The organism is Streptomyces sp. NPDC002776 (assembly GCF_053592195.1).
Map to the genome: position 1 here is coordinate 263969 of NZ_JBSFVG010000010.1, position 23067 is coordinate 287035.

At 70.3% G+C, this 23067-nt stretch carries 23 protein-coding genes and 2 riboswitches; of the genes, 8 read left to right on the plus strand and 15 right to left on the minus strand.

Translation table 11 applies throughout. From position 1 onward, the window contains the following. Positions 1-9: 9 nt before the first annotated feature. The 5 genes from ACWD11_RS21835 to ACWD11_RS21855 all read right to left on the minus strand — a co-directional run bounded on the left by ACWD11_RS21835 (position 10) and on the right by ACWD11_RS21855 (position 5627). Entirely contained in the window at positions 10-1767 is a 1758-nt protein-coding gene (locus ACWD11_RS21835) for an ABC transporter substrate-binding protein (RefSeq protein ID WP_451284845.1), read from the minus strand. A gap of 58 nt (positions 1768-1825) precedes the next feature. Next, entirely contained in the window at positions 1826-2821 is a 996-nt protein-coding gene (locus ACWD11_RS21840; protein WP_451284847.1) for an ABC transporter permease, read from the minus strand. Positions 2822-3143: 322 nt separating this feature from the next. Continuing rightward, positions 3144-3932: an enhanced serine sensitivity protein SseB C-terminal domain-containing protein gene (locus ACWD11_RS21845; RefSeq protein ID WP_389414837.1), complete on the minus strand. Its 789-nt coding sequence runs from the start codon at positions 3930-3932 to the stop codon at positions 3144-3146. 167 nt (positions 3933-4099) lie between these two features. Then, entirely contained in the window at positions 4100-4891 is a 792-nt protein-coding gene (locus tag ACWD11_RS21850) for an enhanced serine sensitivity protein SseB (protein ID WP_389414838.1), read from the minus strand. 67 nt (positions 4892-4958) lie between these two features. After that, positions 4959-5627 (minus strand): AAA family ATPase, encoded by a 669-nt coding sequence (locus ACWD11_RS21855; protein ID WP_451284849.1) that lies wholly within the window; start codon positions 5625-5627, stop codon positions 4959-4961. A gap of 175 nt (positions 5628-5802) precedes the next feature. Then, positions 5803-5898: riboswitch (glycine riboswitch) on the plus strand. Beyond that, a riboswitch (glycine riboswitch) is annotated at positions 5899-6007 on the plus strand. It abuts the riboswitch before it with no gap. Positions 6008-6044: 37 nt separating this feature from the next. Between ACWD11_RS21855 and gcvT the strand changes: the two genes are divergently transcribed. The 4 genes from gcvT (at position 6045) to ACWD11_RS21875 (ending at position 10347) form a co-directional block, all read left to right on the plus strand. Continuing rightward, positions 6045-7163, plus strand: coding sequence for a glycine cleavage system aminomethyltransferase GcvT (gene gcvT / locus ACWD11_RS21860; RefSeq protein WP_389414840.1), 1119 nt, complete (start codon positions 6045-6047; stop codon positions 7161-7163). Positions 7164-7261: 98 nt separating this feature from the next. Beyond that, positions 7262-7639, plus strand: a complete 378-nt coding sequence (gcvH, locus tag ACWD11_RS21865) for a glycine cleavage system protein GcvH (protein WP_389414841.1) — start codon at positions 7262-7264, stop codon at positions 7637-7639. A 14-nt stretch (positions 7640-7653) separates the two neighbouring features. Then, on the plus strand, positions 7654-8919 hold the full coding sequence (glyA, locus tag ACWD11_RS21870; RefSeq protein ID WP_451284851.1) for a serine hydroxymethyltransferase: 1266 nt from the start codon (positions 7654-7656) through the stop codon (positions 8917-8919). A gap of 60 nt (positions 8920-8979) precedes the next feature. Continuing rightward, positions 8980-10347, plus strand: a complete 1368-nt coding sequence (locus ACWD11_RS21875; protein ID WP_389414843.1) for an L-serine ammonia-lyase — start codon at positions 8980-8982, stop codon at positions 10345-10347. A gap of 25 nt (positions 10348-10372) precedes the next feature. On the opposite strand, the gene ACWD11_RS21880 is transcribed toward ACWD11_RS21875, so the two are convergent. Beyond that, positions 10373-12022, minus strand: coding sequence for an amidohydrolase (locus ACWD11_RS21880; protein WP_451284853.1), 1650 nt, complete (start codon positions 12020-12022; stop codon positions 10373-10375). Between the two features lie 82 nt (positions 12023-12104). Next, positions 12105-13523 (minus strand): purine-cytosine permease family protein, encoded by a 1419-nt coding sequence (locus ACWD11_RS21885; protein ID WP_451284855.1) that lies wholly within the window; start codon positions 13521-13523, stop codon positions 12105-12107. A 169-nt stretch (positions 13524-13692) separates the two neighbouring features. Here ACWD11_RS21885 and ACWD11_RS21890 point away from each other — a divergent pair, with 169 nt between their 5' ends. Continuing rightward, positions 13693-14298: a TetR/AcrR family transcriptional regulator gene (locus ACWD11_RS21890; RefSeq protein ID WP_389414846.1), complete on the plus strand. Its 606-nt coding sequence runs from the start codon at positions 13693-13695 to the stop codon at positions 14296-14298. A 116-nt stretch (positions 14299-14414) separates the two neighbouring features. Next, on the plus strand, positions 14415-14972 hold the full coding sequence (locus tag ACWD11_RS21895; RefSeq protein WP_389414847.1) for a glycoside hydrolase family 25 protein: 558 nt from the start codon (positions 14415-14417) through the stop codon (positions 14970-14972). A 31-nt stretch (positions 14973-15003) separates the two neighbouring features. Here the strand turns inward: ACWD11_RS21895 and ACWD11_RS21900 are convergent, their stop codons facing one another. Further along, positions 15004-15789 (minus strand): NADPH-dependent F420 reductase, encoded by a 786-nt coding sequence (locus ACWD11_RS21900; protein WP_451284885.1) that lies wholly within the window; start codon positions 15787-15789, stop codon positions 15004-15006. Continuing rightward, positions 15761-16762, minus strand: a complete 1002-nt coding sequence (locus ACWD11_RS21905; RefSeq protein ID WP_451284858.1) for a zinc-dependent alcohol dehydrogenase family protein — start codon at positions 16760-16762, stop codon at positions 15761-15763. Before ACWD11_RS21905 ends, ACWD11_RS21900 begins: the two co-directional genes overlap by 29 nt. A gap of 101 nt (positions 16763-16863) precedes the next feature. Here ACWD11_RS21905 and ACWD11_RS21910 point away from each other — a divergent pair, with 101 nt between their 5' ends. Further along, positions 16864-17787, plus strand: a complete 924-nt coding sequence (locus ACWD11_RS21910; RefSeq protein WP_389414849.1) for an AraC family transcriptional regulator — start codon at positions 16864-16866, stop codon at positions 17785-17787. Between the two features lie 79 nt (positions 17788-17866). Here ACWD11_RS21910 and ACWD11_RS21915 read toward each other — a convergent pair whose 3' ends face one another. After that, a complete protein-coding gene (locus ACWD11_RS21915; RefSeq protein WP_389414850.1) occupies positions 17867-18079 on the minus strand; it encodes an EF-hand domain-containing protein in 213 nt (70 codons plus the stop codon). A gap of 120 nt (positions 18080-18199) precedes the next feature. Here ACWD11_RS21915 and ACWD11_RS21920 point away from each other — a divergent pair, with 120 nt between their 5' ends. After that, the gene (locus ACWD11_RS21920; protein WP_451284860.1) at positions 18200-18868 is read left to right on the plus strand and encodes a GNAT family N-acetyltransferase; all 669 of its coding nucleotides are present in this window, start codon (positions 18200-18202) and stop codon (positions 18866-18868) included. Here ACWD11_RS21920 and ACWD11_RS21925 read toward each other — a convergent pair. From ACWD11_RS21925 to ACWD11_RS21945, 5 genes are all read right to left on the minus strand, one after another. Then, on the minus strand, positions 18822-19415 hold the full coding sequence (locus tag ACWD11_RS21925; protein WP_451284862.1) for an ADP-ribosyltransferase: 594 nt from the start codon (positions 19413-19415) through the stop codon (positions 18822-18824). The genes ACWD11_RS21920 and ACWD11_RS21925 overlap by 47 nt on opposite strands. 61 nt (positions 19416-19476) lie before the next feature. Continuing rightward, positions 19477-20652: a YVTN family beta-propeller repeat protein gene (locus ACWD11_RS21930; protein WP_389414853.1), complete on the minus strand. Its 1176-nt coding sequence runs from the start codon at positions 20650-20652 to the stop codon at positions 19477-19479. Beyond that, on the minus strand, positions 20652-21407 hold the full coding sequence (locus ACWD11_RS21935; protein ID WP_451284864.1) for a polysaccharide deacetylase family protein: 756 nt from the start codon (positions 21405-21407) through the stop codon (positions 20652-20654). Before ACWD11_RS21935 ends, ACWD11_RS21930 begins: the two co-directional genes overlap by 1 nt. Positions 21408-21467: 60 nt before the next feature. Beyond that, entirely contained in the window at positions 21468-21971 is a 504-nt protein-coding gene (locus tag ACWD11_RS21940; protein ID WP_389414855.1) for an ATP-binding protein, read from the minus strand. 285 nt (positions 21972-22256) lie between these two features. Further along, a complete protein-coding gene (locus ACWD11_RS21945) occupies positions 22257-23024 on the minus strand; it encodes an enoyl-CoA hydratase/isomerase family protein (protein WP_451284866.1) in 768 nt (255 codons plus the stop codon). Positions 23025-23067 lie beyond the last annotated feature (43 nt).

Below are 23067 nucleotides of genomic sequence, written 5' to 3' on the forward strand. Positions count from 1 at the left end.
CTTCCGGGGCTACTTCTTGGTCGTGCCGATGTTGAGGTAGTCGTACTGACCGCTGAAGGCCGCCGTCGAGACCAGGTTGGTGAAGTTGGCGGGGCGGTACAGCAGGACCTTGAAGTAGGTCAGCGGAACGAGGGCCGCCTCCTCCATCGTCTTCTTGTCGATCTCGGCGTAGAGGCTGTTGCGCTCGGCCTCGTCCTCGGTCGCGATCGCCTTCTCGAGCATCGAGTTGATGTCGGCGTTGTCGAGCTGCGACAGGTTGGTGTTGCCGGACTCGCCGATCGCGTCACCGTGCAGGATCTGCTGCTCGAAGCCGTAGCCGGAGGGCCAGTCGGCACCCCACTGCATCATGTGCAGGCCGATGTTCTGCTTCTTGTTGAACGTCGGCACACCCGCGGCGTCGGTGAAGTACTTGCCCGACGGGAACTGCTTCAGGCTGGCGTCGATGCCGACCTTCTTCAGCGAGTCGATGATCGCGGTGGCCGAGTCGATCTCCGCGGGGCGGTCGCTGCGCGCCGAGATGTTGGTCTTGATCGACGTCTTGCCGCAGGCCTTGAGCTGCTCCTTGGCCTTGGCGACGTCACCCTTGTTGTCCGGGGTGGCGTACAGGTCGGACTTCTCGTAGCCCGGGATGTCCGGCGGCAGGACGGTGGTGGCGATCTCACCGCGGATCGGGCCGCCGAGGGCGGTCTGCACCGAGACCTTGTCGACCGCGAACTGCACGGCCTTGCGGCACTCGACCTTGTCGAACGGCGCGAGCTTGGTGTTGATCGCCATGTAGACCAGACGGCCACCGAAGGTGTTGTCGGTGTTGGCCTTCATGTCCGAGGAGTTGACGACCTTCGCCTGGGTCGCGGCCTGGACGCCCGTACCACCGAGGTCGATCGCCTTGCCGGCCATGACGTCCTGGTCGATCGTCTCGGCGTTGACCTTCAGCTTGACGACGATCTTGTCCGGGTACTGCTTGCGCAGCGGGTCGGTCTTGGCGTCCCAGTTCTCGTTGCGGACGAGGACGACCTGCTTGCCCTCCTGGTAGCTCTCGAACTTGTAAGAGCCGGAGGACACGATGTTCTTGACGTACTCGACGCCCTTGTCCTTCGCCTTCGGCACCGGGGCCGTCTGCGGGGTGGCGACCAGGTAGTCGAACTCCTGGAAGGCGCGGTTGAGCTTGAAGACGATCGTGCTGTCGTCCGGCGTCTCGATGGACGACAGGCCCTTGGCGCTCTTGTCCTTGTACGGGCCCTTGTACTTGTCGCCGCCCTCGAGGAACTGCTGGAAGTAGTTGGGGCCGAGGGAGAGCACGTCACGCGCGAAGTTCGAGCGCTCCACCGCGTACTTGACGTCCTTGGACGTGATCGGCGTGCCGTCCTCGTACTTGAGGCCCTCACGCAGCTTGTACGTCCAGGTCTTGCCGCCGTCGCTGGGCTCACCCGGAGCCGACGCGAGGTCGGGGACCAGCTCGTTGCCGGCCTCACCCGCGGCGGGCTTGAACGTCATCAGCGGGCGGGCGTACAGCCGGCTGAGGTTGTACATGTACGCGTAGTACGTGTTGCCCGGGTCGAAGGAGTCCGGCACGTCCGAGTACTCGTACGTGACCGTGCCCCCCTTCGCGTCGGAGGCGTTGACGACACCCTTGGTCGCGGCGTCGGCGCCGGCCGACTTGTTCTTGCCGTCGCCATTGTCGTTGTTGTCATCGGCCTTGCTGCAACCCGAAAGCACCAGGCTCACAGTGCCGACAGCCGCGATTGCGGCCAGCGCTGACCTTCGCATGATGGTCTGCTTCCCCTCCATAGGTGGAAACTTGATGGGCTCTCGACGCGGCCGCATGTCAGCGGCTGCGCGGGTCGAGAGCGTCACGGAGTCCGTCGCCGAGCAGGTTGAACGCCAGGACGGTGACGAAGATGGCGAGGCCCGGCACGATCATGAACTGCGGGTCGACCTCGTAGAAGTCGACCGCCTGGTTGAGCATGCCGCCCCACGACGCCTGCGGGGGCTGGATGCCGACGCCGAGGAAGCTCAGACTGGCCTCGAAAAGGATGTTCGTCGGGATGAGCAGCGTCGAGTAGACGATGATCGGGCCGACCAGGTTCGGGAGCAGTTCCCGGAAGAGGATGTACGGGCCCTTGGCGCCCATGCCCCGGGAGGCGTCGACGAACTCACGTTCCCTCAGGGCCAGGGTCTGACCGCGGACGATACGGCCCAGGTACGGCCAGTTGAAGAAGCCGATGATGAAGATCAGCACGGTGATGTGGAGCGGCAGACCCTCCAGGCCGAAGGCACCGCCCTGCAGCGTCGCCGAGATGGCGATGGCGAACAGCAGCAGCGGGAAGGCGAGGAAGGTGTCCATCAGCCGGCTGATGATCGCGTCCACACGCCCGCCGTAGTAACCGGCGATCACACCGAGAACCGTGCCGATGGTGTTGGACAGGATGGTGGCCCCGAACGCGACGACCAGGGACACCCAGGAGCCCTCCAGGATGCGGGTGGCGATGTCCCGCCCGAACTTGGGCTCGACGCCCAGCGGGTGGTCCATGCTCATCCCGCCGAAGTCCCCTGTGGGAAGCGAGGTGTTGGGGTCGATCAGATCCTGGTTGAAGGCGTTGGGGTCGAGACCGAAGAGGGCCTGGATGGGCCGGGACAGGACGGCGAGCAGCACCAGCAGGATGACGACGATGCCGCCGGACACGGCGAGCTTGTCCTTCTTGAACCGGGTCCAGGCGATCTGCCCAAGGGAACGGCCCTCGATCTGCCCCTTGTCGGCACCGCTGAGGACAGCTTCCGGCTGAGCCTCGGCTGCCTTAGTGGTCTCGATCGGTGCGGTCACAGTGACCCGACCCCTCTCGCCGGTGGTGACCGGCCTACGCCCGCCGTGGATTACGGCTTTGTCGACTTGCACTCGATCACAGGATCGACCGATCCCATGTCTGTCTCGGGAGTCTTCAGCGTCGTCACGATCACCCGCCAGGTCTGACGGCGAAAGTATGCGCAACCGTGATGATGCACTGGGGATTCCGTTATCCGAACAGCAGATAACGGAGGCCGAACGGGAGGGAGTTAGGACACATCGGCCACTAGGCGACATTCGGCGTCATCTACGCGCGAAGAAATGTGTCGGGTCCGTGAACGGCCGATGGCCCGTGTGGAGGTCAGTAGCCGCCCTGTACCGGTGGGTAACCGTACCCCGCGGCGGGCGCCTGTGCCGCGTGGGCCTCACGGTCGTAGAAGGGGCGGGCGTTCGCCCGCATCCACAGCGCGACCGGGTCGTACTCGTCGGACATCGCCACCGTGGAGACCGGCAGCCCGTCCGGAACGGCGCCGATGGACTGCTGCATCATCGCGCGCACCGAGTCCACGGCGGGCGGGCTGGTGTCGTACACGTCCAGGCCGATGGCGAGGTACGGCGCTCCGAGCGCGGGCTGCACCCAGGCGCGGCGCAGTGCGCGGACGGCCGGGGTGCGGTGGGCGTTCTGCGCGAGCAGGGCGTAGAAGTGCGGGATCTCGATGCCAGGTTCGGACAGCTGCAGCGGGCCCGCGGGCTGGCGCTCCAGACCGGTGGCGATCCGGCGCAGGTCGAGCCAGGGGATGCCGACGCCGCCGCCCGGGGCGTGCGGGTTCAGCCAGAGGCCGAAGTGGTCGGGGTACAGCGTGCGGGCGACGTCGACTCCGTCGACGACCTCGTAACTGCGGTTCCAGCCGCTGGCCGAGAGTTCCTGGGCGGAGGTCACGCAGGGGGCGTAGCCGTAGCCGTCGACCTCCATGTTCCCGTACTGGGCGTCCGGGGAGCCGGCCTGGCCGTGCCACAGCAGCATCCAGATCTGGCCGGAGTTCGGGGTCGCGAGCGCGCGCAGCAGCGCCTCGTAGGCGTCGTACCGCCCGGGCGTGACCTGGCGCAGCATGTGCTCGACCTGCCCGGCCGCGATGCCGCTGGCGCTCACCTGTACCGCCCCTTCACCTTTTCTCCGACCGAGCCTTGGGCCTAGCTTAAGCCCGCCTGCGGACTCGGGACTTGCTCCGGTTGTGCGAGTGCGGGCTGCGTGTGGCCGGTCGCGCCCCGCGGCGGAGGCGCACATCGACACAGCCCCGCGCCCCTTGTGTCCCTCGACTAACCACGCGTGTAGAAGGGCCGCACTTTTTCCCGCATCCATATCGCCACCGGGTCCTGGGCCGCCATGTCCAGGAGGATCAGGTTGACGGGCCACTTGGTCGGGACCCTGCCCAGGGCCCGCCCCAGGGCGTCCATCGGGGCCGTGCGCAGGTCGCCCTCCCAGTCGGAGAGTTCGACCCCTATGAACATCACCGGGTCCGCCGTCTCGATGGCGGCCAGGCAGCGACGGGCGGTGGTGACCACGCCGGTCGTCGCGAACTCGGCGGAGGCGGCGGACAGGAAGTCGACCGGGTCGTCCTGCCAGTCCGGCTCGTACAGCTTGACGCGGCCGCCGCTCGCCGGGCCGTCCAGCGGGGTGCGGCCCACCCGGCACAGCTCGGCCACCGCCGGCGGCGGAAGGGGGATGCCCACCATGCCGTCCGGGTTCACCGCGATGCCCACCTGCGGCGGCAGCCCGCGGGCGAACTCCACCGCCGGGGCGATCGTGTACGACATGTGGGAGCCGACGACCTGGCGGAACTGTTCCTCGGAGCTGAAGACCGGGACATAGGCCTGGCCCTCGATCTCCAGCGTGGGCAGGTCCAGCGGGCCGCTGTGCGGGCCGCCGCCGGACGGCAGCGGGACCCACAGGAAGCTGCGGCCGAGGACCTCGATGATCCGGCCGCCCGCCGTGGGGACGCCGAGGGAGGCGGAGAGCACCTCCTCCAGTTCGTTGCCGGGCCATCCGCCGTGCGGATGGGGGTGTGCCTGCGCCGGAAAGTCCGCGGGGAGATCCGCCGGGAAGTCCATCTGTCTGACCGCCTGCCCTGAACCACTGATGTGGCTGAAAAGGCTAACGCCTGCCCGGCCGCCCGGGTCAGCCCGTGAAGCCGATCCGCCGCAGCGCCCCCGCCGCCGGCCGGTCGATCAGCACCGCCGAACCGCAGCCCGGGGGCAGCTCGCCCTGCTCCACCGCGCGCAGCAGCCGGCCCGCCGCCGAGCGGTGCCGCAGGAAGGCGTACCGCGAGACACCGCGCCCGCGCTCGCGCTGGCCCTCCAGCGCCTCGTCCGGGGTGACGTCCAGGAGCAGCAGATGCAGCAGGCCGCCGCGGCGCCGCGCGGTGCGGGCCAGCCAGCCGCGCACCCAGGCCTGGGTGCCGCAGTCGTGGACGACGACTCCCTGGTCCGAGCGCAGCGCGCGCCACAGCCCGGCGTAGTGCGCGAGCCGGACCAGGGGCCGGTAGACCGCGTACGGCAGGAAGCCCGGCATCCGGGCGTCCCAGCGGTCGCGGGTGTCCTGGGAGTCGATGCGCGGGCCCTTCACGGTCCGCCGCATCAGCGTGGACTTGCCGCTGCCCGGCAGGCCGGTGATCACGACCAGGTCCCGGGGCCCGAAGAGCAGGGCATGCGGGCTGCGGCCGTCGCGTGCGCGCAGGTCGCGGACGACGGGTGCGGGCAGCGTGCCGCGGGCTTCGAGCGCCGGGGCCGTGGGCTGCTCGGGCAGCGCCAGGCCCGACGTGGTCGCGTACGCCGTGGTCCTGTTCACCGTGATCGTCCTCCTCCGGGTCGGGATCTCCCCTCCCCACTGAACGTAAAGAGAAGGTAATGGGCGATCTCTCGCGTTTTCGTGTGCGTACCGCCACAAGCCGGTTACAGAAGCGGCCTGCCCACGGACGCCCCGGTCATGCAATGATGGCCGCGCCAACTGCATACCGGCCGTTCGAATCCGCGCGGGAGAGTTCCCAGCCTTCAGCTGGGGCGCCGAAGGAGCAAGTCCCTCCCTTGAATCTCTCAGGCCCCGTTACCGCGCGGGCGAGGCACATCTGAAAAGCGGACCGCCCTTTGCCGGTGGTCCCACCCAAGGTGCAAGTCATGCCCCGCGTGGTCATGACGAACCTCTCAGGTTCCGATGACAGATGGGGAGGAAAGACCTCGCCGTCATGCCCTGGGAGACGACCGTCCGATGAGCAGTTCCGAACCCCGCCGTACCGCCCTCGATGCCCTGCATCGCTCGCTGGGCGCGACGATGACCGACTTCGCCGGCTGGGACATGCCGCTGCGTTACGGCTCCGAGCGCGACGAGCACACCGCCGTGCGCACCAAGGCCGGCCTCTTCGACCTCTCCCACATGGGCGAGATCACCGTGACCGGCCCGGAGGCCGCCCGGCTGCTGAACTACGCCCTCGTCGGCAACATCGCCTCCGTCGGCGTCGGCCGCGCCCGCTACACCATGATCTGCCGGGCCGACGGCGGCATCCTCGACGACCTGATCGTCTACCGGCTCGCCGAGACCGAGTACATGGTCGTCGCCAACGCCTCCAACGCCCAGATCGTGCTGGACGCGCTGGCGGATCGTTCCGCCGGCTTCGACGCCGAGGTGCGCGACGACCGGGACGCCTACGCGCTGATCGCGGTGCAGGGCCCGGAGTCCCCCGGCATCCTCGGCTCGCTCACCGACGCCGACCTCGACGGCCTGAAGTACTACGCCGGGCTCCCCGGCACCGTCGCGGGCGTCCCGGCGCTGATCGCGCGCACCGGCTACACCGGCGAGGACGGCTTCGAGCTGTTCGTGGCGCCCGCCGACGCCGAGAAGCTGTGGCAGGCGCTCACCGAGGCGGGCGCGCCCGTCGGCCTGATCCCGTGCGGCCTGTCCTGCCGGGACACCCTGCGGCTGGAGGCGGGCATGCCGCTGTACGGCCATGAGCTCACCACCTCGCTGACCCCCTTCGACGCCGGTCTCGGCCGGGTGGTCAAGTTCGAGAAGGAGGGTGACTTCGTGGGGCGCGAGGCGCTCACCGAGGCCGCCGAGCGCGCGGAGAGCAACCCGCCGCGGGTCCTGGTCGGCCTGATCGCCGAGGGCCGCCGCATCCCGCGCGCCGGGTACCAGGTCGTCGCCGACGGCCAGGTCATCGGCGAGGTCACCTCCGGCGCCCCCTCCCCCACGCTGGGCAAGCCGATCGCCATGGCCTACGTCGACGCCGCGCACGCGGCGCCCGGCACGGCCGGCGTCGGCGTGGACATCCGGGGCACCCACGAGCCGTACGAGGTCGTGGCGCTGCCCTTCTACAAGCGCCGGAAGTAGCCACCGGGCGTGACCCCGGACACCTTTGCGCTGGTCACGCGCGCCTTCTGCAGTCCCCCCTTCATCAGCACTCCCCCGCGTACAGGAGAATTCAGGCCATGAGCAACCCCCAGCAGCTGCGCTACAGCAAGGAGCACGAGTGGCTGTCGGTCGCCGAGGACGGCGTCTCGACGGTCGGCATCACGGAGTACGCGGCCAACGCGCTCGGTGACGTCGTCTTCGCCCAGCTCCCCGAGGTCGGCTCCACGGTGGCCGCGGGCGAGTCCTGCGGCGAGCTGGAGTCCACCAAGTCGGTCAGCGACCTGTACTCCCCGGTCGCCGGCGAGATCACCGAGATCAACGAGGACGTCGTCAACGACCCCTCGCTGGTGAACTCGGCCCCCTTCGAGGGCGGCTGGCTGTTCAAGGTCCGCGTGACGGAGGAGCCGGCCGACCTGCTCTCCGCCGACGAGTACACCGCCTTTTCCGCCGGCTGAGGAGTCGTAGACGCATGTCCGTCCTGAACACGCCCCTGCACGAGCTCGACCCGGACGTGGCCGCCGCGCTCGACGCCGAGCTGCACCGCCAGCAGTCCACCCTGGAGATGATCGCCTCCGAGAACTTCGCGCCGGTCGCGGTCATGGAGGCCCAGGGCTCGGTCCTCACCAACAAGTACGCCGAGGGCTACCCGGGCCGCCGCTACTACGGCGGCTGCGAGCACGTCGACGTGGCCGAGCAGATCGCCATCGACCGGGTCAAGGAGCTGTTCGGCGCCGAGTACGCCAACGTCCAGCCGCACTCCGGTGCCTCCGCCAACCAGGCCGCGCTGTTCGCGCTGGCCCAGCCCGGCGACACCATCCTCGGTCTGGACCTGGCCCACGGCGGCCATCTGACCCACGGGATGCGGCTGAACTTCTCCGGCAAGCAGTTCAACGTGGTCGCCTACCACGTCGACGACGCCGGTCTGGTCGACATGGCCGAGGTCGAGCGGCTCGCCAAGGAGCACCGCCCCAAGGTGATCATCGCCGGCTGGTCGGCGTACCCGCGCCAGCTGGACTTCGCGGAGTTCCGCCGGATCGCCGACGAGGTCGAGGCGTACCTGTGGGTCGACATGGCGCACTTCGCCGGCCTGGTGGCCGCGGGGCTGCACCCGAACCCGGTGCCGTACGCCGATGTCGTGACCTCCACCACCCACAAGACCCTGGGCGGTCCGCGCGGCGGCATCATCCTCGCCCGGGGCAAGGAGTTCGCGAAGAAGCTGAACTCCGCCGTCTTCCCCGGCTTCCAGGGCGGTCCCCTGGAGCACGTGATCGCGGCCAAGGCGGTCTCCTTCAAGGTCGCCGCCTCGGAGGACTTCAAGGAGCGGCAGCGGCGTACGGTGGAGGGAGCGCGCATCCTCGCCGAGCGGCTCACGGCGGCCGACGCCCGCGGGGCCGGGGTCAACGTCCTGTCCGGCGGCACCGACGTCCACCTGCTCCTGGTGGACCTGCGCGAGTCCGAGCTGGACGGACAGCAGGCCGAGGACCGCCTCCACGAGGTCGGGATCACGGTCAACCGCAACGCCGTCCCGAACGACCCGCGTCCGCCGATGGTCACCTCCGGTCTGCGGATCGGCACGCCCGCCCTGGCCACCCGCGGCTTCACCGCCGAGGACTTCGCCGAGGTCGCGGACGTGATCGCACAGGCGCTGAAGCCGTCCTACGACGCGGAGGCGCTGAAGGCCCGGGTCCGGGCCCTGGCCGACAAGCACCCGCTGTACCCCGGCCTGAGCAAGTAGTAGTTCCCTGGTGGGGGCACCCGAGGACGTGTGCCCCCACCCTTTTTTGGAGGAGTTCCCGTGGCCATCTCGGTCTTCGACCTGTTCTCGATCGGCATCGGCCCGTCGAGCTCCCACACGGTCGGCCCGATGCGTGCGGCCCGCATGTTCGCCCGCCGCGTGCGCAACGAAGGGCTGCTGGAGGGCGTCACCTCGGTCCGCTGCGAGCTGTACGGCTCCCTGGGCGCGACCGGGCACGGCCACGGCACGCCGAAGGCGGTGCTGCTCGGGCTGGAGGGGGCCTCGCCGCGCACGGTGGACGTGGAGGGCGCGGACGAGCGGGTCGAGTCGATCAAGTCCACGGGGCGGCTGTCGCTGCTGGGCGAGCACGAGATCGCGTTCTCCTTCGACGACGACCTGGTGCTGCACCGGCGCGAGGCGCTGCCGTACCACGCGAACGGCATGACGATCCGGGCGTACGACGCCCAGGGCGCCGAGCTGATCGCGAAGACGTACTACTCGGTCGGCGGCGGCTTCGTCGTGGACGAGGAGGCGGTGGGCGCCGACCGGATCAAGCTCGACGACACGGTGCTGAAGTACCCCTTCCGCACCGGTGACGAGCTGCTGCGGCTGACGAAGGAGACGGGTCTTTCGATCTCCTCGCTGATGCTGGAGAACGAGCGGGCCTGGCGCACGGAGGAGGAGATCCGCGCGGGCCTGCTGGAGATCTGGCGGGTGATGCAGGCGTGCGTGGCGCGCGGCATGTCCCGGGAGGGGATCCTGCCGGGCGGGCTGCGGGTGCGCCGCAGGGCCGCGGTGTCGGCGCGCCAGCTGCGGGCCGAGGGGGACCCGCTGGCGCACGCGATGGAGTGGCTCACGCTCTACGCGATGGCGGTGAACGAGGAGAACGCGGCGGGCGGGCGGGTGGTCACGGCCCCGACGAACGGCGCCGCGGGCATCATCCCCTCGGTCCTGCACTACTACATCAACTTCGTGCCGGGCGCGGACGAGGACGGCGTGGTCCGGTTCCTGCTCGCCGCCGGCGCGATCGGCATGCTCTTCAAGGAGAACGCCTCCATCTCCGGCGCCGAGGTCGGCTGCCAGGGCGAGGTGGGCTCGGCCTGCTCGATGGCGGCGGGAGCCCTCGCGGAGGTGCTGGGCGGCTCCCCGGAGCAGGTGGAGAACGCGGCCGAGATCGGCATGGAGCACAACCTGGGCCTGACCTGCGACCCGGTCGGCGGCCTGGTCCAGATCCCGTGCATCGAGCGCAACGGCATGGCCGCGGTGAAGGCGGTCACGGCGGCGAAGATGGCGATGCGCGGCGACGGCTCGCACAAGGTGTCCCTGGACAAGGTCATCAAGACCATGAAGGACACCGGCGCCGACATGAGCGTGAAGTACAAGGAGACGGCGCGGGGCGGGCTGGCGGTCAACATCATCGAATGCTGAGGGTTCGTCCTGGCCACGAGGCAGATCACCCGTGCTCGACCCGGCCGCCGACCACCACGGTCTCCGCGACGGTGCCCGGTATGTCCTCCGGCGCCGAGCGCAGGATGTCCCGGGAGAGGATCACGAAGTCGGCCGCTTTCCCCACCGTCAGTGACCCCCGGTCGTGTTCCAGGAAATTGGCGTACGCGGAGCCCATCGTGTAGCCGTGGACCGCGGTCTCCACGCTGATCGTCTCCTCGGGCATCCAGGGCTCTCCGCCACCCAGCGGACGCCGTGTGACGGCGGTGTAGATGCCGACCATCGGGTCCATCTCGGCCACGTTCCAGTCGCTGGAGAGAGCGAGTACGGCGCCTGCGTCGTGCAGGCTGCGCAGCGGCCACGCCTTGTGCCAGCGTCCGGCACCGACGTTCTCGGCCCAGTCCTTCCCGGGACCCGCGATCTCCGGGGCGGCGTGGCGTGGCTGCATGCACGCGACGACGCCGAGTTCGGCGAAGCGCGGTGTGTCCGCGGGGTCGAGGCACTCGACGTGGACCACCTGATGCCGGGCGTCTCGCGGCCCGTTGACCGTGCGGGTGTGTTCGACGGCGTCCAGGACGGTCCTGATGCCGCGGTCGCCGGTCGCGTGCACGAAGCACTGGAAGCCGCGCGCGTCCAGCTTCGCCAGCAGGGCCGCGAACTCCTCGGGCGGGTAGAAGGTGTCGCCGCGGTGGTGGCGGCAGCCCGCGTACGGTTCGAGAAGGGCCGCCGTTCGTGGTTCGACGACGTCGTCGATGTAGAGCTTGAGGGGGCCGACGTGCAGCCGGTCGTCCGCGTACCTGCGTGCGGCGGCGGCGAAGTCGTCGAGGTCGGCGTCCGTGGTGCCACGCGGATGGAACAGTGCCGCGACGATCCGGGACCTGAGCCTGCCCTCGGCGCGGGCGCGGTCGAACAGCGCGAGGTCGTCGAGCGAGTTCTGCGGTTCGACGACGGTGGTGATGCCGAAGGCGATGGCGTCGTCCAGGGATGCGGTGAGCCGTCCGTACTGGCGGTCGGCCGAGGCCCAGGGCAGGCCGAGTTCCCGCAGGGCACGGTGACCGTCTCGGGAGAGGCCCTTGACGGCGAAGTCCCTGATGAAGCCGGTCGGTTCGCCCGTGGCAGGGTCGGTGACCGCCTCCCCGAAGGGCAGATGGGTGTGGTCCCGGTCGATGCCGAGCCGCCGCAGGGCGGCGGTGTTCACCCACGCGGTGTGCACGTCGTAGCTCAGGACGAAGGCGGGCACGTCACCCGTGACCGGATCGAGGTCGGCGGCACTGGGCATGCGACCGCCGGGGATCGCCGAGTAGTCGAAGGCTTCCGCCTCGATCCACGGCGCGTCGGGGCCGGCCGTGTGCCAGGCGCGGATGCGGGCGTGGACCTCGTCGAGCGTGGCGGCGCCGGCGAGCTGCACGCAGGCGTCGTCGGAGCCGAGCCGGACGTGGTTGTGCGCGTCGATGAACCCTGGCAGGACCAGCTTCCCCGCGGCGTCGATCACCTGTGTGCGCGGTCCGGTCCATTCCGCGGCGTCGGCGTCGGAGCCGAGCCAGGCGATCCGGCCGCCGGACACCGCCAGGGCCTGCGCTTCGGGGAGCGCCGGGTCGACGGTGTGGATCCGGGCGTTGCGCACGAGAAGGTCTGCGGGGTGTGAGGCCAGGGGCATGTGAGGGAACTCCAGTGGTGGTGCGGTGATTCGGGTGTGGAGGCTTCCGCGCGAAGCGGAGTGCGCGGCGCGCGGCTGCGGCTCAGCCGAGGGAGGGGTGCGGGACGACCGTGCGCCGGGCGAGGACCCAGTACCCGCCGCCGGAGACGAGGGAGCCGAGGAGGGTCAGGTCGGCTCCGCCCAGCGGGGCCACCAGCGGCCCGGTCCACAGTTCCGAGTCGCAGGTGAGCGCGGCGAAGGCCATGCCCGCGAGGAGGGCTGCCATACCGGCGGGGTGGTGGCCGGACCGGTACCAGTAGCCGCCGTCCCGTCCCGCGTGCAGAGCCGGTGCGTCGTAGCGGCAGCGGCGCATCAGCATGTCCGCGAGGAACACGCCGCCCCAGGGCGCGAACACGATGATCAGCAGGGAGAGGAAGGACAGCAGCGAGCTGGTGAAGTCGGTGAGGAAGAGCGCGTAGAGCGATCCCGCGGCTGTGACGGCCGCGCTGATGAGGATGGCCTGGGAGCGGCTCCAGGGGACGCCGAGGACCTGGAGGTTCAGGCTCGACGAGTAGAGCGTGATGATCGAGTTGGTCACGGAGCCGCCGAGGACGAGGGCGAGGAAGAGCGGCTGGAACCAGCCCGGCAGCAGTGCCTCCGTGCCCGCCACGGCGTCGGTCATGTCCGTCTGGGTGGCTGCGGCCACCCCGGCCACGCCCAGGGCGACGGACGAGACGAAGCCTCCCAGGGCCCCGTACCAGGTCAGCGACCGCAGCGAGGTCGTGGTCGGCAGATAGCGGGTGTAGTCGGCCGGCATGGGGACGTAGCTGAACGGCCCGGCCAGCATCACGACGAAGGCCAGGCTCCATCCGGCGGCACCGGGCGCGGCGGCCGTGGTGGCGCCGGTCTCGGTGCCGGGCAGCAGGAAGACGAGGAGCACGGCGAAGCCTGCGGCGAGGACGTACGCGATCCAGCGCTCGGCGAACTGGACCGTGGCGTGCCCCCAGAGCGTGACCGCGAACGTCAGCGCCAGCGTGATCAGGAGCGCCAGAGCCCGTCCGGCGTCGTTCGACGCCCATCCGAGGTCGGCGAAGAAGGCTTCCAGAGCGAGCACGCCGACGACCGTGTTCACGATGGTGTAGCCGATGCTGACCACCCAGTTGAGCATCCCGGCCGGCCAGTTGCCGCGTACGCCGAACGCCGCGCGGGAGACGACGAGGGTGGCGGTTCCGGTGCGAACGCCGCTCAGGCCCGCCGCGCTGATCGCGAAGAACGCCAGGCCACCGGCGACGACGACGAAGGTTGCCTGCCAGAAGGACAGGCCGAAGGCCACGGCCAGGGCGCCGTTGATGACGTACGTGAACGTGAGGTTGGAACCGAACCAGAGCCAGAACAGATCTTTCGCGCTGCCGTGGCGCTCCGCCACGGGGATGGGGTCGATGCCGTGCTTCTCCACCTGGAAGACCTGGTCGGTGGAGGCGTTCCCGTCGGCTGGTGCCACACCCGCGTCCTGCTGAGCCATACGGCCCACCTCTCGTCCCCGCGCGTCACCGGACGGCCACGCTGGTTTGAATGCCGTTCTAGAAGTTAGAACGGCATTCAAGATGCGCGGACGGAGGCGCTGCCGTCAAGACCTCTGCGGAAAACGGCGGCTAAGGTCGTCTCCAGCCGTAGCGAAGAGGAGGGGCGACGTGGCGACGACTGCGCGACGACGCGATGGGCACGACGCCCGGGAACGGATGCTGAAGGAGGCGATGGCGGCCATCGCCGAGGACGGGCTGGCGACGCTCACCATGTCCGCCCTGGCCAAGCGCCTCGGCACCAGCGGCGGGCACATCCTCTACTACTTCGGCAACAAGGACCGACTGCTGCTGGAGGCGCTGCGCTGGAGCGAGAACGTGCTGGCCGAGGAGCGGCGGGCCCTGCTGGCGCGCCGGGTCACCGTCGAGCGCAAACTCGCCCTCTTCCTGGAGCTCTACCTTCCCGTCGGCCCGCGGGACCCGCGCTGGACCCTCTGGATCGAGCTGTGGGCGCGGACGGGGGCGAACGAGCAGTTGCGCGCGGCGCAGGCCGAGATCGACGTCAGCTGGCAGGAGGACCTCGAGTCACTCCTCGCCAAGGGCGTGCAGCAGGGCCGTTTCGCCGCCGGACTCGACACCGCGGCCGTGGCCTCCGTACTGCTGGCCCTGCTCGACGGGTTGAGCACCCGGGTGGTGCTCGGCCAGCCCGGCGCGGACCGCGCCGGCGCGCTGGAGACCGCGCGATCCGTGGCGGCACGACTGGTGTCGGCGGCCTGAGCGACGGTTCGTCCCCGCGGCCGTGCGGGGCCAGCGGTCCGAGACCAAGGGTCAAGGCCCGGCAACCGGGGCATCAACAACTCCCGTCCCCCCACGCACACTTCAGGGAGTCCACGATGCTTCGCGGCATTGACGTCAGCTCGTACCAGTCGTCGGCCTATGACACGGACGGCCTCTCCTTCGTCTTCGTCAAGGCGACGGAGGGGCGTTCGTACGTCAACCCCAAACTGGCGGCCCAGACCAAGCGTGCCCGCGAGGCGGGACTGGTGGTCGGCTTCTACCACTTCCTGTGGCCGGGCAACCTCACGGCCCAGGCGCAGTACTTCGTCAAGCACGCCCCGGAGAAGGCGGGCGACATCCTCGCCGTCGACTGGGAGACCACCAGCGACGGCACCCACGCGTCCAACGCGGAGAAGGACCTGTTCATCCGCAAGGTGAAGGAGCTGCGGCCGAACAACCCGGTCGTGCTGTACTGCAACCGGAATTTCTGGCTCAACATCGACCGCACCTCCTACGCCGGCGACGGCCTGTGGATCGCCGACTACGTCACCGCGGGCAAGCCCCGCATCAAGGCGAAGTGGCGCTTCCACCAGTACACCGACGACCCCCTGGACCGGAACGTCGCCGACTTCGCGAGCAGGGCGGCGCTGCGCGAGTGGGCCGACGAGGTGTGATCAGAGGGGGTCGTCGCCGCCGAGCGACGGCTCAGGCCCGGAACTCCGGCTTGCGGTGCGGGGACGCTTCCGCCAGGGCCTTGGCGACCTCCTCGACGCCGGCCCGCAGACCGTAGACGGGGGTGTCGGGCTGCTGGCGCCAGGAGTCGTCGATCCCGCCCGAGTCGACCGTGTCGTAGCCGAGTTCGTCGATCAGGGCGCGGACCTTCGCCTTCGCCGCCTCGTCGTCGCCGGCCACCGGCAGGGCCATCCGGTCGGGGTCGCCGGCCGGGCGGTGGCGGTCCAGGAGGTCCTGGGCGTAGGTGCCGTTGAACGCCTTGATCACCGGGTGGCCGATCTGCCGTTCCGTCCAGCGGCTCTCCGTCAGGCCCTCGTCCTCGATCCCGGCGATCCTCCCGTCCCGCTGCTTCGGGTAGTAGTTCCCGGTGTCGATGACGGCGACGCCCTCCGCCACCTCGGCGAGCAGGCCCGCCGGCAGGTCCGGTACGGCCTTGACCGGGATGGTGATCACGACGATCTCGGCGCCGCGCGCGGCCTCCTCCACCCGGACCGCCCTCGCCCCGGTCTCCGTGGCCAGTTCATCGAGGGTGTGCGGCCCGCGCGAGTTGGCGACGGAGACCTCGTGGCCGAGGGCGGTCAGCCGCCGGGTGAGGTTGCCGCCGATCTGACCCGCGCCGATGATGCCGATCTTCATGTCAGCCCTTCCCAAGGTAAATGCACGTGCATTCTTCTGCTGTCGGGCGTCAACCTCGCGGCCGTTGCGGCTATTCCTCGGTGGACCGCCGCTCTCAGAGCCGTACGACGATCTTGCCGGTATGCCGGTTCGACTCCATCAGACGGTGGGCGTCCTGGATGGTGTCGAGCCCCTCGAAGACCTCCGCCACGACCGGCCGGAAGCCGCCGTCGGCGAGACCGGCGTCGACGAAGGCGGTGGCGCGGCGGCGGCCGTCGCCCGTGTCGGTGAAGGCCATGTTGGCGTACGTGTGGATCGTGAAGGGCCAGTTGAAGGGGATCTCGGCGGGACGGCCGTCCAGCCAGCCGTAGAGCACGACGCATCCGCCGGGCACGAGCGAGGAGGCCAGGGCGCCGAAGCCCGGGCCGCCGATCCCGTCGAAGACCACCTCGACGCCCCGGCCGCCGGTGAGCTGCTTGACCTCCGCGGCGACCGCGTCCCCTACGGCATCCCCGGTGACGATCACCTCGGCCGCCCCCACGTCGAGCAGCTGCTGGCGCTTGGCCTCGGTCCGGGTGGTGGCGATCGGGATCGCACCGATGCGCCGGGCGACCTGGACGGCGGCCGTGCCCACGCCGCTGGAGGCGCCGGTGACGAGCACATGGTCCCCGGGCTTGAGCCCGGCGGTCTCCAGCAGGGCCCCGTAGGCGGTGCTGTACGTCATCCAGGCGGCGGCCCCGGTCACCGCGTCGACGGAGGCGGGGCGCCGGACGACGGCGGACCCGGGCAGGACGAGCCGCTCGGCGTACACGCCCTGGGCGCTCATCTCGATACCGGGGCCGGTCATCACCAGGTCACCGACGGCGAGTTCGGTGACGCCCTCGCCGACCGCCTCGACGACGGCGGAGGCCTCGTAGCCGAGGCGGGAGGCGGGAAGTGTGGGCTGGTAGTAGTAAGTCCCGGCGCGGAAAAGGGCTTCGGCGCGGTTGAGGCCCAGCGCCTCCACGCGCAGGGCGACTTCACCCGGGCCGGGATCGGGGACGGCCGCGTCCTCGATCGTCAGGACGTCGGGTCCGCCGAGGTCGTGAAAGAGCACGGTGCGTGCGGTCGTTGGCATGGCATCGACGGTACGGGCGGTGCCGGAGACGATCCATGTCCGCCGGTCCTCCCTTCATGTCCGTTCGTCTCACCCCTTGACCGGAGGGCTACCGTACGGACATGGATGTCCTCAGCGACGCGGTCGCCGCCATGCGCACCGGGCGACCGCACTCCTCGCGCAACGACATGTACGGGCCCTGGGGCCTGCGCTTCGAGGCCTCGGCCGGCGCCGGGTTCCACGTACTGCTCAGAGGATCGGCCTGGCTGGTCCCCGCCGAGAGCGAACCGGTCGAACTCGGGCCGGGGGACGTGGTGTTCCTGGCGAGCGGGTGCGGACACGGGGTGGCCAGCGCCCTGGACGTACCGATGCGGGAGGTGCGACTCCAGGACGACGGCACCTGGCCCGAACTGCCGCCCGATCCGGTCGGGTCGGGCCCGCCGACCACGGTCATGCTGTGCGGCGCCTATCTGCTGGACCGCTCCCGCGCCCACCCCCTGCTCACCGAGCTGCCGGAGGTGGTGCATCTGCCCGCCCGCGTCGGCACGCACCGTTCGCTGCGGGCGGCGGTGGAACTGCTGGGCGCGGAACTGGCGGAGCCGCGGCCGGGCTCGGACACCATCGTGACCTCGCTGCTGGACACCCTGCTGCTGTACCTCCTGCGCGCCTGGTGGCAGGGGGAGGCACGGGCCGACGGGCACCCCACGGGCTGGGCGGCCGCCCTCGCCGACCCGGCGGTCACGGCGGCCCTGCGCGCCATCCACGGCGACCCGTCCCACCCCTGGACGGTGGCGGAACTCGGCGCCCGCGGCGGCCTGTCCCGCGCGGCCTTCGCCCGCCGGTTCACGGCCCTGGTGGGGACGCCGCCGCTGACGTATCTGACCTGGTGGCGCATGACGACGGCGGGGCGGCTGCTGCGCGAGGACGGCGCCCCGCTCCGACTGGTCGCCCAACGCGCCGGCTACACCTCGGAGTTCGCGTTCGCCAAGGCGTTCAAGCGGGAGTTCGGAGTGGCGCCGGGACAGTACCGGCGCAGGGTCTCGTGAAGCGGACGGACAAGCCGGGGCTGCTGAAGCGGACGGAAAAAGGGGCGGCCCAGCGGGCGCGCCCCCCTTGCCGCACGCGTCACTTGCCCACGTAGGACCAGAACTCGTCGAACGACAGCAGCTTGTCGCCGTTGAGGTCGCGGGACTTGATGACGGCCTCCGCGACGGACTCGGTGACGTTCCAGTCGCCGCCCTGGGCCATAGCGGTCTTGAACTCGGCCGCGGTGATGAAGCCGTCACCGTCCGTGTCGATCCGCTCGAACTGCTTGCGTGCCTCGTCGATGTCCGCCACCGATCCGCCCCTTCGTCGTACCTTGCCAGGTCCTGCTGTCCTACTGACGAAGGTCAGATTAACCGGCACGCCGAGCCCGCACCGCGGCGCCCGGTGTGCGAAGAGTCGAGGAGCACGGTGATGGAGACATTGCGGGACATATTCGACGCGGCGGCCCACGGCATCTTCCCGGCCCCGGACGGCGGCACGACGGTGGTCCCCCAGCCCTCTCCCCGGGACGCGGGGGTGTTCGCCTTCACCGCGCACTCCGTGATCGCGACCGACGAGGATCCGGACTGGGTGTACGCGACCCTGCGCGCCCTCGACTGCGACGCCCTCGCCGCGACCATGAACGCACGGTTCCTCGCGGCCCTCATGGACCGCACGGGACGCGGCAGCGACACGATCGACGTGATGACGGTGGCCTCCGCCCTGCCGGGTGAGCCGGCGCTGCCCCTGACCGGGATCAACGACCCCGGCCATCCGAGGGTGGCGAGTTCCCGCGGGCGGCGCGACGAGGTGCGGGTGTGGGCCGCGCAGGGCGGTGTGCTGGTCCTCGGGCGCGGGGTGGCGGGGCGGCTGGAGGTGGCGGTCGAGGTGGGGGACGACGTACGGCATCGGGGGCTGGGGCGGGAACTGGCCCGCTGTGCGCGGCAGTTGAGCGGTGGTGAGCCGGTGTGGGCGCAGATCTCCGCGGGGAACGCCCGCAGCATGCGGGCGTTCCAGGCGGCCGGTTACCGTCCCGTCGGCTCGGAGCTGCTGCTCAGTGCCAGGACTCGTAGTGCGGGTTGCTCTCGCAGCCGCTCATGATCTCGACCTTGGTCGTCTTGTTCACCGGGCAGACGCCGATGATGTACTTCCGGTCGATGCCGCCGGGGAAGGCCACCTCGACCTGGTCGGCCCATTTGTGGGTGTCGCCGATGGTCCTGTTGACGTCGATGCCGCCGGGAGCGTCGATGTAGTAGTTCCAGCCGGACTTCCACCACTTCTTGTACAGGTCGTGGTCGTAGGTCGTGGACACGTACGGCGAGGGCTGGTTGACGAGGACGTACTGCTTGATGTCGTACTGGCCGTTCATGACGTCCTTGGGCTTGAAGCCCTCCTCGAAGACGGTCGAGGGGCCGCGGCTGTCGGCGCGGTAGAGGGTGCCGCAGGCCGTGCGCCAGACCGGCTCGGGGGTGATGCGGCCGACGTCGACGCGGCGGTCGGCGGCGGCCTTGACCGGGTCGTCGAACTGGACGGGACAGTCCGCCGGAGCGGGGGTGTTCGCGGGCGCGGTGGCCGCGGTGGTGGCGAACACCGCGGCCAGGGACAGGACGACGGACGCGGCGCGCCGCCGCAGGGAAGGCGTGATCATGGAGAGCACGATTCCGGTTCCGCGGCGGCGCGTGGTGGACGTTCACCCGCAAGGCGGCGTGTCAGCGGAAGATGCCGGTGTGGCCGAGCGAGTAGCGGCCCGGCTGCGGGTACACCGCGAGCCCGTGCGGGCCGCTGCCGACCGGGATGCGGGCGAGCTGGGCGCCGGTGCGGGTGTCGATGGCGTACACCTCGCCGTCGTAACGTCCCGACAGCCACAGGACCTTGCCGTCCGCCGAGACCCCGCCCATGTCGGGGCTCCCGCCGTCGGGCAGATGCCACTTCTTGGTGAGCTTGTTCCGGGCGAAGTCGAAGACGGACACCGACCCCTCACCGCGGTTGGAGACGTACATCTCGCGCGAGTCGCGGCTGATGTACAGGCCGTGGCAGCCCTTGCCGGTGGGCAGCAGCTTCGGCTTGCCGAAGGTCTTGCCGTCCAGCACCCACATGCCGTCGGCCATCATGTCGGCGATGTAGAACTTCTTGCCGTCCGGGGAGATCTTGACGTCCTGCGGCATGGCGCCGGTGAAGGGGAGCTTCTGCTGCCCGATCACCTTCATCTTCTCGGTGTCGACCTTCAGCAGCTCACCGCTGAACTCGCAGGAGACGATGAAGTACTTGCCGTCGGCCGAGAAGTCGGCGTGGTTGACGCCGTAGCAGCTGACCGGCTCGGTCTTGACCTCCTTCATGGTGTGCGGGTCGCGGAAGACCAGCTCACGGTCGAGGGAGGCCATGACCACGGCGTACTTGCCGTTGGGTGTGAAGTAGAGGTTGTACGGGTCGTGCACCTCCACCTCCTTGCCCGCCTTGCCGGTCTTCGGGTCGATGGGGGTGAGCGTGTGGCCGCGGTTGTTGTTGACCCACAGCGTCTTCATGTCCCAGGAGGGCACGACGTGCTGGGGCTGGCGGCCGACCGGAATCGTGTCGATGATCTCGTACGTCTTGGGGTCGATGACGGAGACCGTGTCGGACTCGGTGTTGGGGACGTAGACCCGGCTCGGGAAGTCCTTCACCACCGGGGAGAGCTTGTTGGGGCGGTCTGCGGCGTAGACGTCCTGCGGGTCCAGCACCGGGGGCATCCCGGGCAGCCCCTGGACGGGTCTCTGCTTCGGCGGGGCGGGGACGGCGGCCCCGGTGCCGGCGGCCTCGGTCCGCTCCCGGGTCTCGGTGCCGCAGGCGGCGAGCGTGGCGAGGGCGGCGCCCGCGATCAGGGTGGCCTTCACAAGGTGGTGGTGCATCAGCTGAACAGCTCCGTGGTGGTGACGGCGGTCAGTCCGCGGCGGTCGAGGTCGTCGAGTACGGCGGGGAGGGCGGCGACGGTGTCGTCGTAGCCGAAGTGCAGGCTCACGATCGAGCCGGGGCGGATCCCAGTGGCGAGGGTGCGGGTGAGGGCGGCGGGCCCGGGGCCGGTGAAGTCGAGGGAGTCGACGTCGTAGGAGAGGACCTGGGGGTAGCCGGCCTCGCGGGCCAGGCGGGCGACCCGGGGGGAGGCCCGGGCCGCGCGGGAGGGGCGGAACCAGGTGCCGATGGAGCCGGTGAGGCGTCGCAGGCGTGCGGCGCAGTCGGTGATCTCGGCGCGGGCCTCCGCCTCCGGCATCGCGTTGATGTCGAGGTGGCGCTGGGTGTGGTTGCCGAGGTCGTGGCCGGCGTCGAGGATGCGGCGGGCGAGCCGGGGGTTGGCGTCCAGCCAGCTGCCCACGGCCAGGATCGTGAGGTGGGCGCCCTGCCGTTCGGCGGCCCGCAGGACGGCTTCGGCGGTGCGAGGATCGCCGTTGCCGTGGAAGGTGAGGGCCACCCGGAGGCGGTGCCGGGGGCCGTGGGTGAGGTGGGCGGGGTGGCCCGGGATGCGGCGGGGGGTGGGGGCGGTGAGGGGCCGGGGCGCGCTGCGGGGGGCGAGGGCGCCGGTGGGGGCGGTGCAGGCGGCCGTGAGGGCCGCCGCGGTGACTAGGCCGGCGGCTGCTTGGAGGACCGTCCGGCGATCGGTCTGGGTCACCCGCCCTATTTAAGGGGGTTACGGGTGAATTTCGGGTATTTCGCCTCCGCCACCCTTACGTCAGCGGTCCGCGACCCTCATCTCGAACCAGGTCGTCTTGCCCCGGGGCAGCAGATCGACTCCCCAGCGGTCCGCCAGTTTGTCCACCAAGAACAGGCCCCGGCCGCTGAGGTCCAGCTCCTGGACCGGCATCAGACACGGCAGGCCCCGCGACGGATCACGGACCTCGATACGGATCCAGCCGCGGCGCCGGCGCATCCGGAGGCCGAAGACCCGGGCCCCGGTGTGGCGTACCGCGTTCCCCACCAGTTCCGAGACGAGTAAGACCGCGTCTTCCGTCATCTTCGCCGTCAGGCCCCACTGACGCAGGACGACCACCTGGGCCAGTCGGCGGGCGGTCGCCGCGGATTCCGGGAGGGACGCGAGCCGGACTTCCGCCTCCGTCGGGTTGCCGAACAACTCCAGCGCCTTCACGGCGTGTTCGTCCTCGACCGCCGGCGACCAGCGCGCCGCGGTCGCACGGCCGTGTCCCCGCGGCTGTTCCATGCCCTCCAGCCCCGCCATGCCACCATCATGGCCGCCCAGAGCACCTTCCGGAGCCGTTCCTGCGGAATCCGCTCCCCGGAATCCACTGTTCCGCGAGGGTCGATCGGCATATGCCAAAGGCAATTCGGAGCCCTTCACGACCCCTCTGACCTGCGGCGAAGGATCTGCTGGCGGCAATCGACGGGCCTCCTCGACACGACAGGCTTAAGGCTGCGTTAAGGCTCCCATAAACCGTCCCATCGAGGGACCCGGATGAGACATCGCGTCAATTGCAAGAGGTTCCGCGGTATTCGGCGCAGTACATCAGAGGAACTTGGCCTTCCCCGGGCCGTCCTCCACGAAGCTGCGCATCCCGGTCTCCCGGTCCGCCGTGGCGAACAGGCCCGCGAACCAGTTGCGTTCCACCGCCAGACCGGTGTCGATGTCCGTCTCCAGGCCGGTGTCGATGGACTCCTTCGCGGCGCGCAGCGCGATCGCCGGGCCCTGCGCGAGCTTCGCGGCCCAGGCGTGCGCGGCGGTGTACACCTCCTCGGCGGGGACCACGCGGTCCACCAGACCCATGGTCAGCGCCTCGTCCGCCTTGACCATCCGGCCGGTGAAGATGAGGTCCTTCGCCTTGGAGGGGCCCACCAGCCGGGACAGCCGCTGGGTGCCGCCCGCGCCCGGAATCAGACCGAGCAGGATCTCGGGCTGGCCCAGCTTCGCGTTCTCCGCGGCGATCCGGAAGTCCGCGCACAGGGCCAGCTCGCAGCCACCGCCGAGGGCGTAGCCGGTGACCGCCGCGACCACCGGCTTGGGGATCCGGGCCACGGCGGTGAAGGAGTCCTGCAGGGCGCGGGAGCGCAGCACCATGGCCGTGTGGTCCATGGCCTGCATCTCCTTGATGTCCGCGCCGGCCGCGAACACCTTCTCGCCGCCGTAGATCACCACCGCGCGCACATCCTCCCGGCGGCTCGCCTCCTCGGCGAATTCCTTGAGGCGGTCCTGGGTGGCGACGTCCAGCGCGTTCATCGGGGGGCGGTCCAGGCGGAGCGTGCCCACGCCGTCGGCGACTTCGAGATTCACGGTCATGCTCCGCAGGTTAACGGTGACTAACCCTCGCGCAGAAGACCGG

Coding starts and splice junctions, on each gene's coding strand:
- ACWD11_RS21835 (WP_451284845.1), bottom strand. CDS start 1,767: ATGCGAAGGTCAGCGCTGGCCGCAATCGCGGCTGTCGGCACTGTGAGC.
- ACWD11_RS21850 (WP_389414838.1), bottom strand. CDS start 4,891: ATGGACTTCCCGGCGGATCTCCCCGCGGACTTTCCGGCGCAGGCACAC.
- gcvT (WP_389414840.1), top strand. CDS start 6,045: ATGAGCAGTTCCGAACCCCGCCGTACCGCCCTCGATGCCCTGCATCGC.
- gcvH (WP_389414841.1), top strand. CDS start 7,262: ATGAGCAACCCCCAGCAGCTGCGCTACAGCAAGGAGCACGAGTGGCTG.
- glyA (WP_451284851.1), top strand. CDS start 7,654: ATGTCCGTCCTGAACACGCCCCTGCACGAGCTCGACCCGGACGTGGCC.
- ACWD11_RS21880 (WP_451284853.1), bottom strand. CDS start 12,022: ATGCCCCTGGCCTCACACCCCGCAGACCTTCTCGTGCGCAACGCCCGG.
- ACWD11_RS21885 (WP_451284855.1), bottom strand. CDS start 13,523: ATGGCTCAGCAGGACGCGGGTGTGGCACCAGCCGACGGGAACGCCTCC.
- ACWD11_RS21895 (WP_389414847.1), top strand. CDS start 14,415: ATGCTTCGCGGCATTGACGTCAGCTCGTACCAGTCGTCGGCCTATGAC.
- ACWD11_RS21905 (WP_451284858.1), bottom strand. CDS start 16,762: ATGCCAACGACCGCACGCACCGTGCTCTTTCACGACCTCGGCGGACCC.
- ACWD11_RS21910 (WP_389414849.1), top strand. CDS start 16,864: ATGGATGTCCTCAGCGACGCGGTCGCCGCCATGCGCACCGGGCGACCG.
- ACWD11_RS21920 (WP_451284860.1), top strand. CDS start 18,200: ATGGAGACATTGCGGGACATATTCGACGCGGCGGCCCACGGCATCTTC.
- ACWD11_RS21925 (WP_451284862.1), bottom strand. CDS start 19,415: ATGATCACGCCTTCCCTGCGGCGGCGCGCCGCGTCCGTCGTCCTGTCC.
- ACWD11_RS21930 (WP_389414853.1), bottom strand. CDS start 20,652: ATGCACCACCACCTTGTGAAGGCCACCCTGATCGCGGGCGCCGCCCTC.
- ACWD11_RS21940 (WP_389414855.1), bottom strand. CDS start 21,971: ATGGCGGGGCTGGAGGGCATGGAACAGCCGCGGGGACACGGCCGTGCG.
- ACWD11_RS21945 (WP_451284866.1), bottom strand. CDS start 23,024: ATGACCGTGAATCTCGAAGTCGCCGACGGCGTGGGCACGCTCCGCCTG.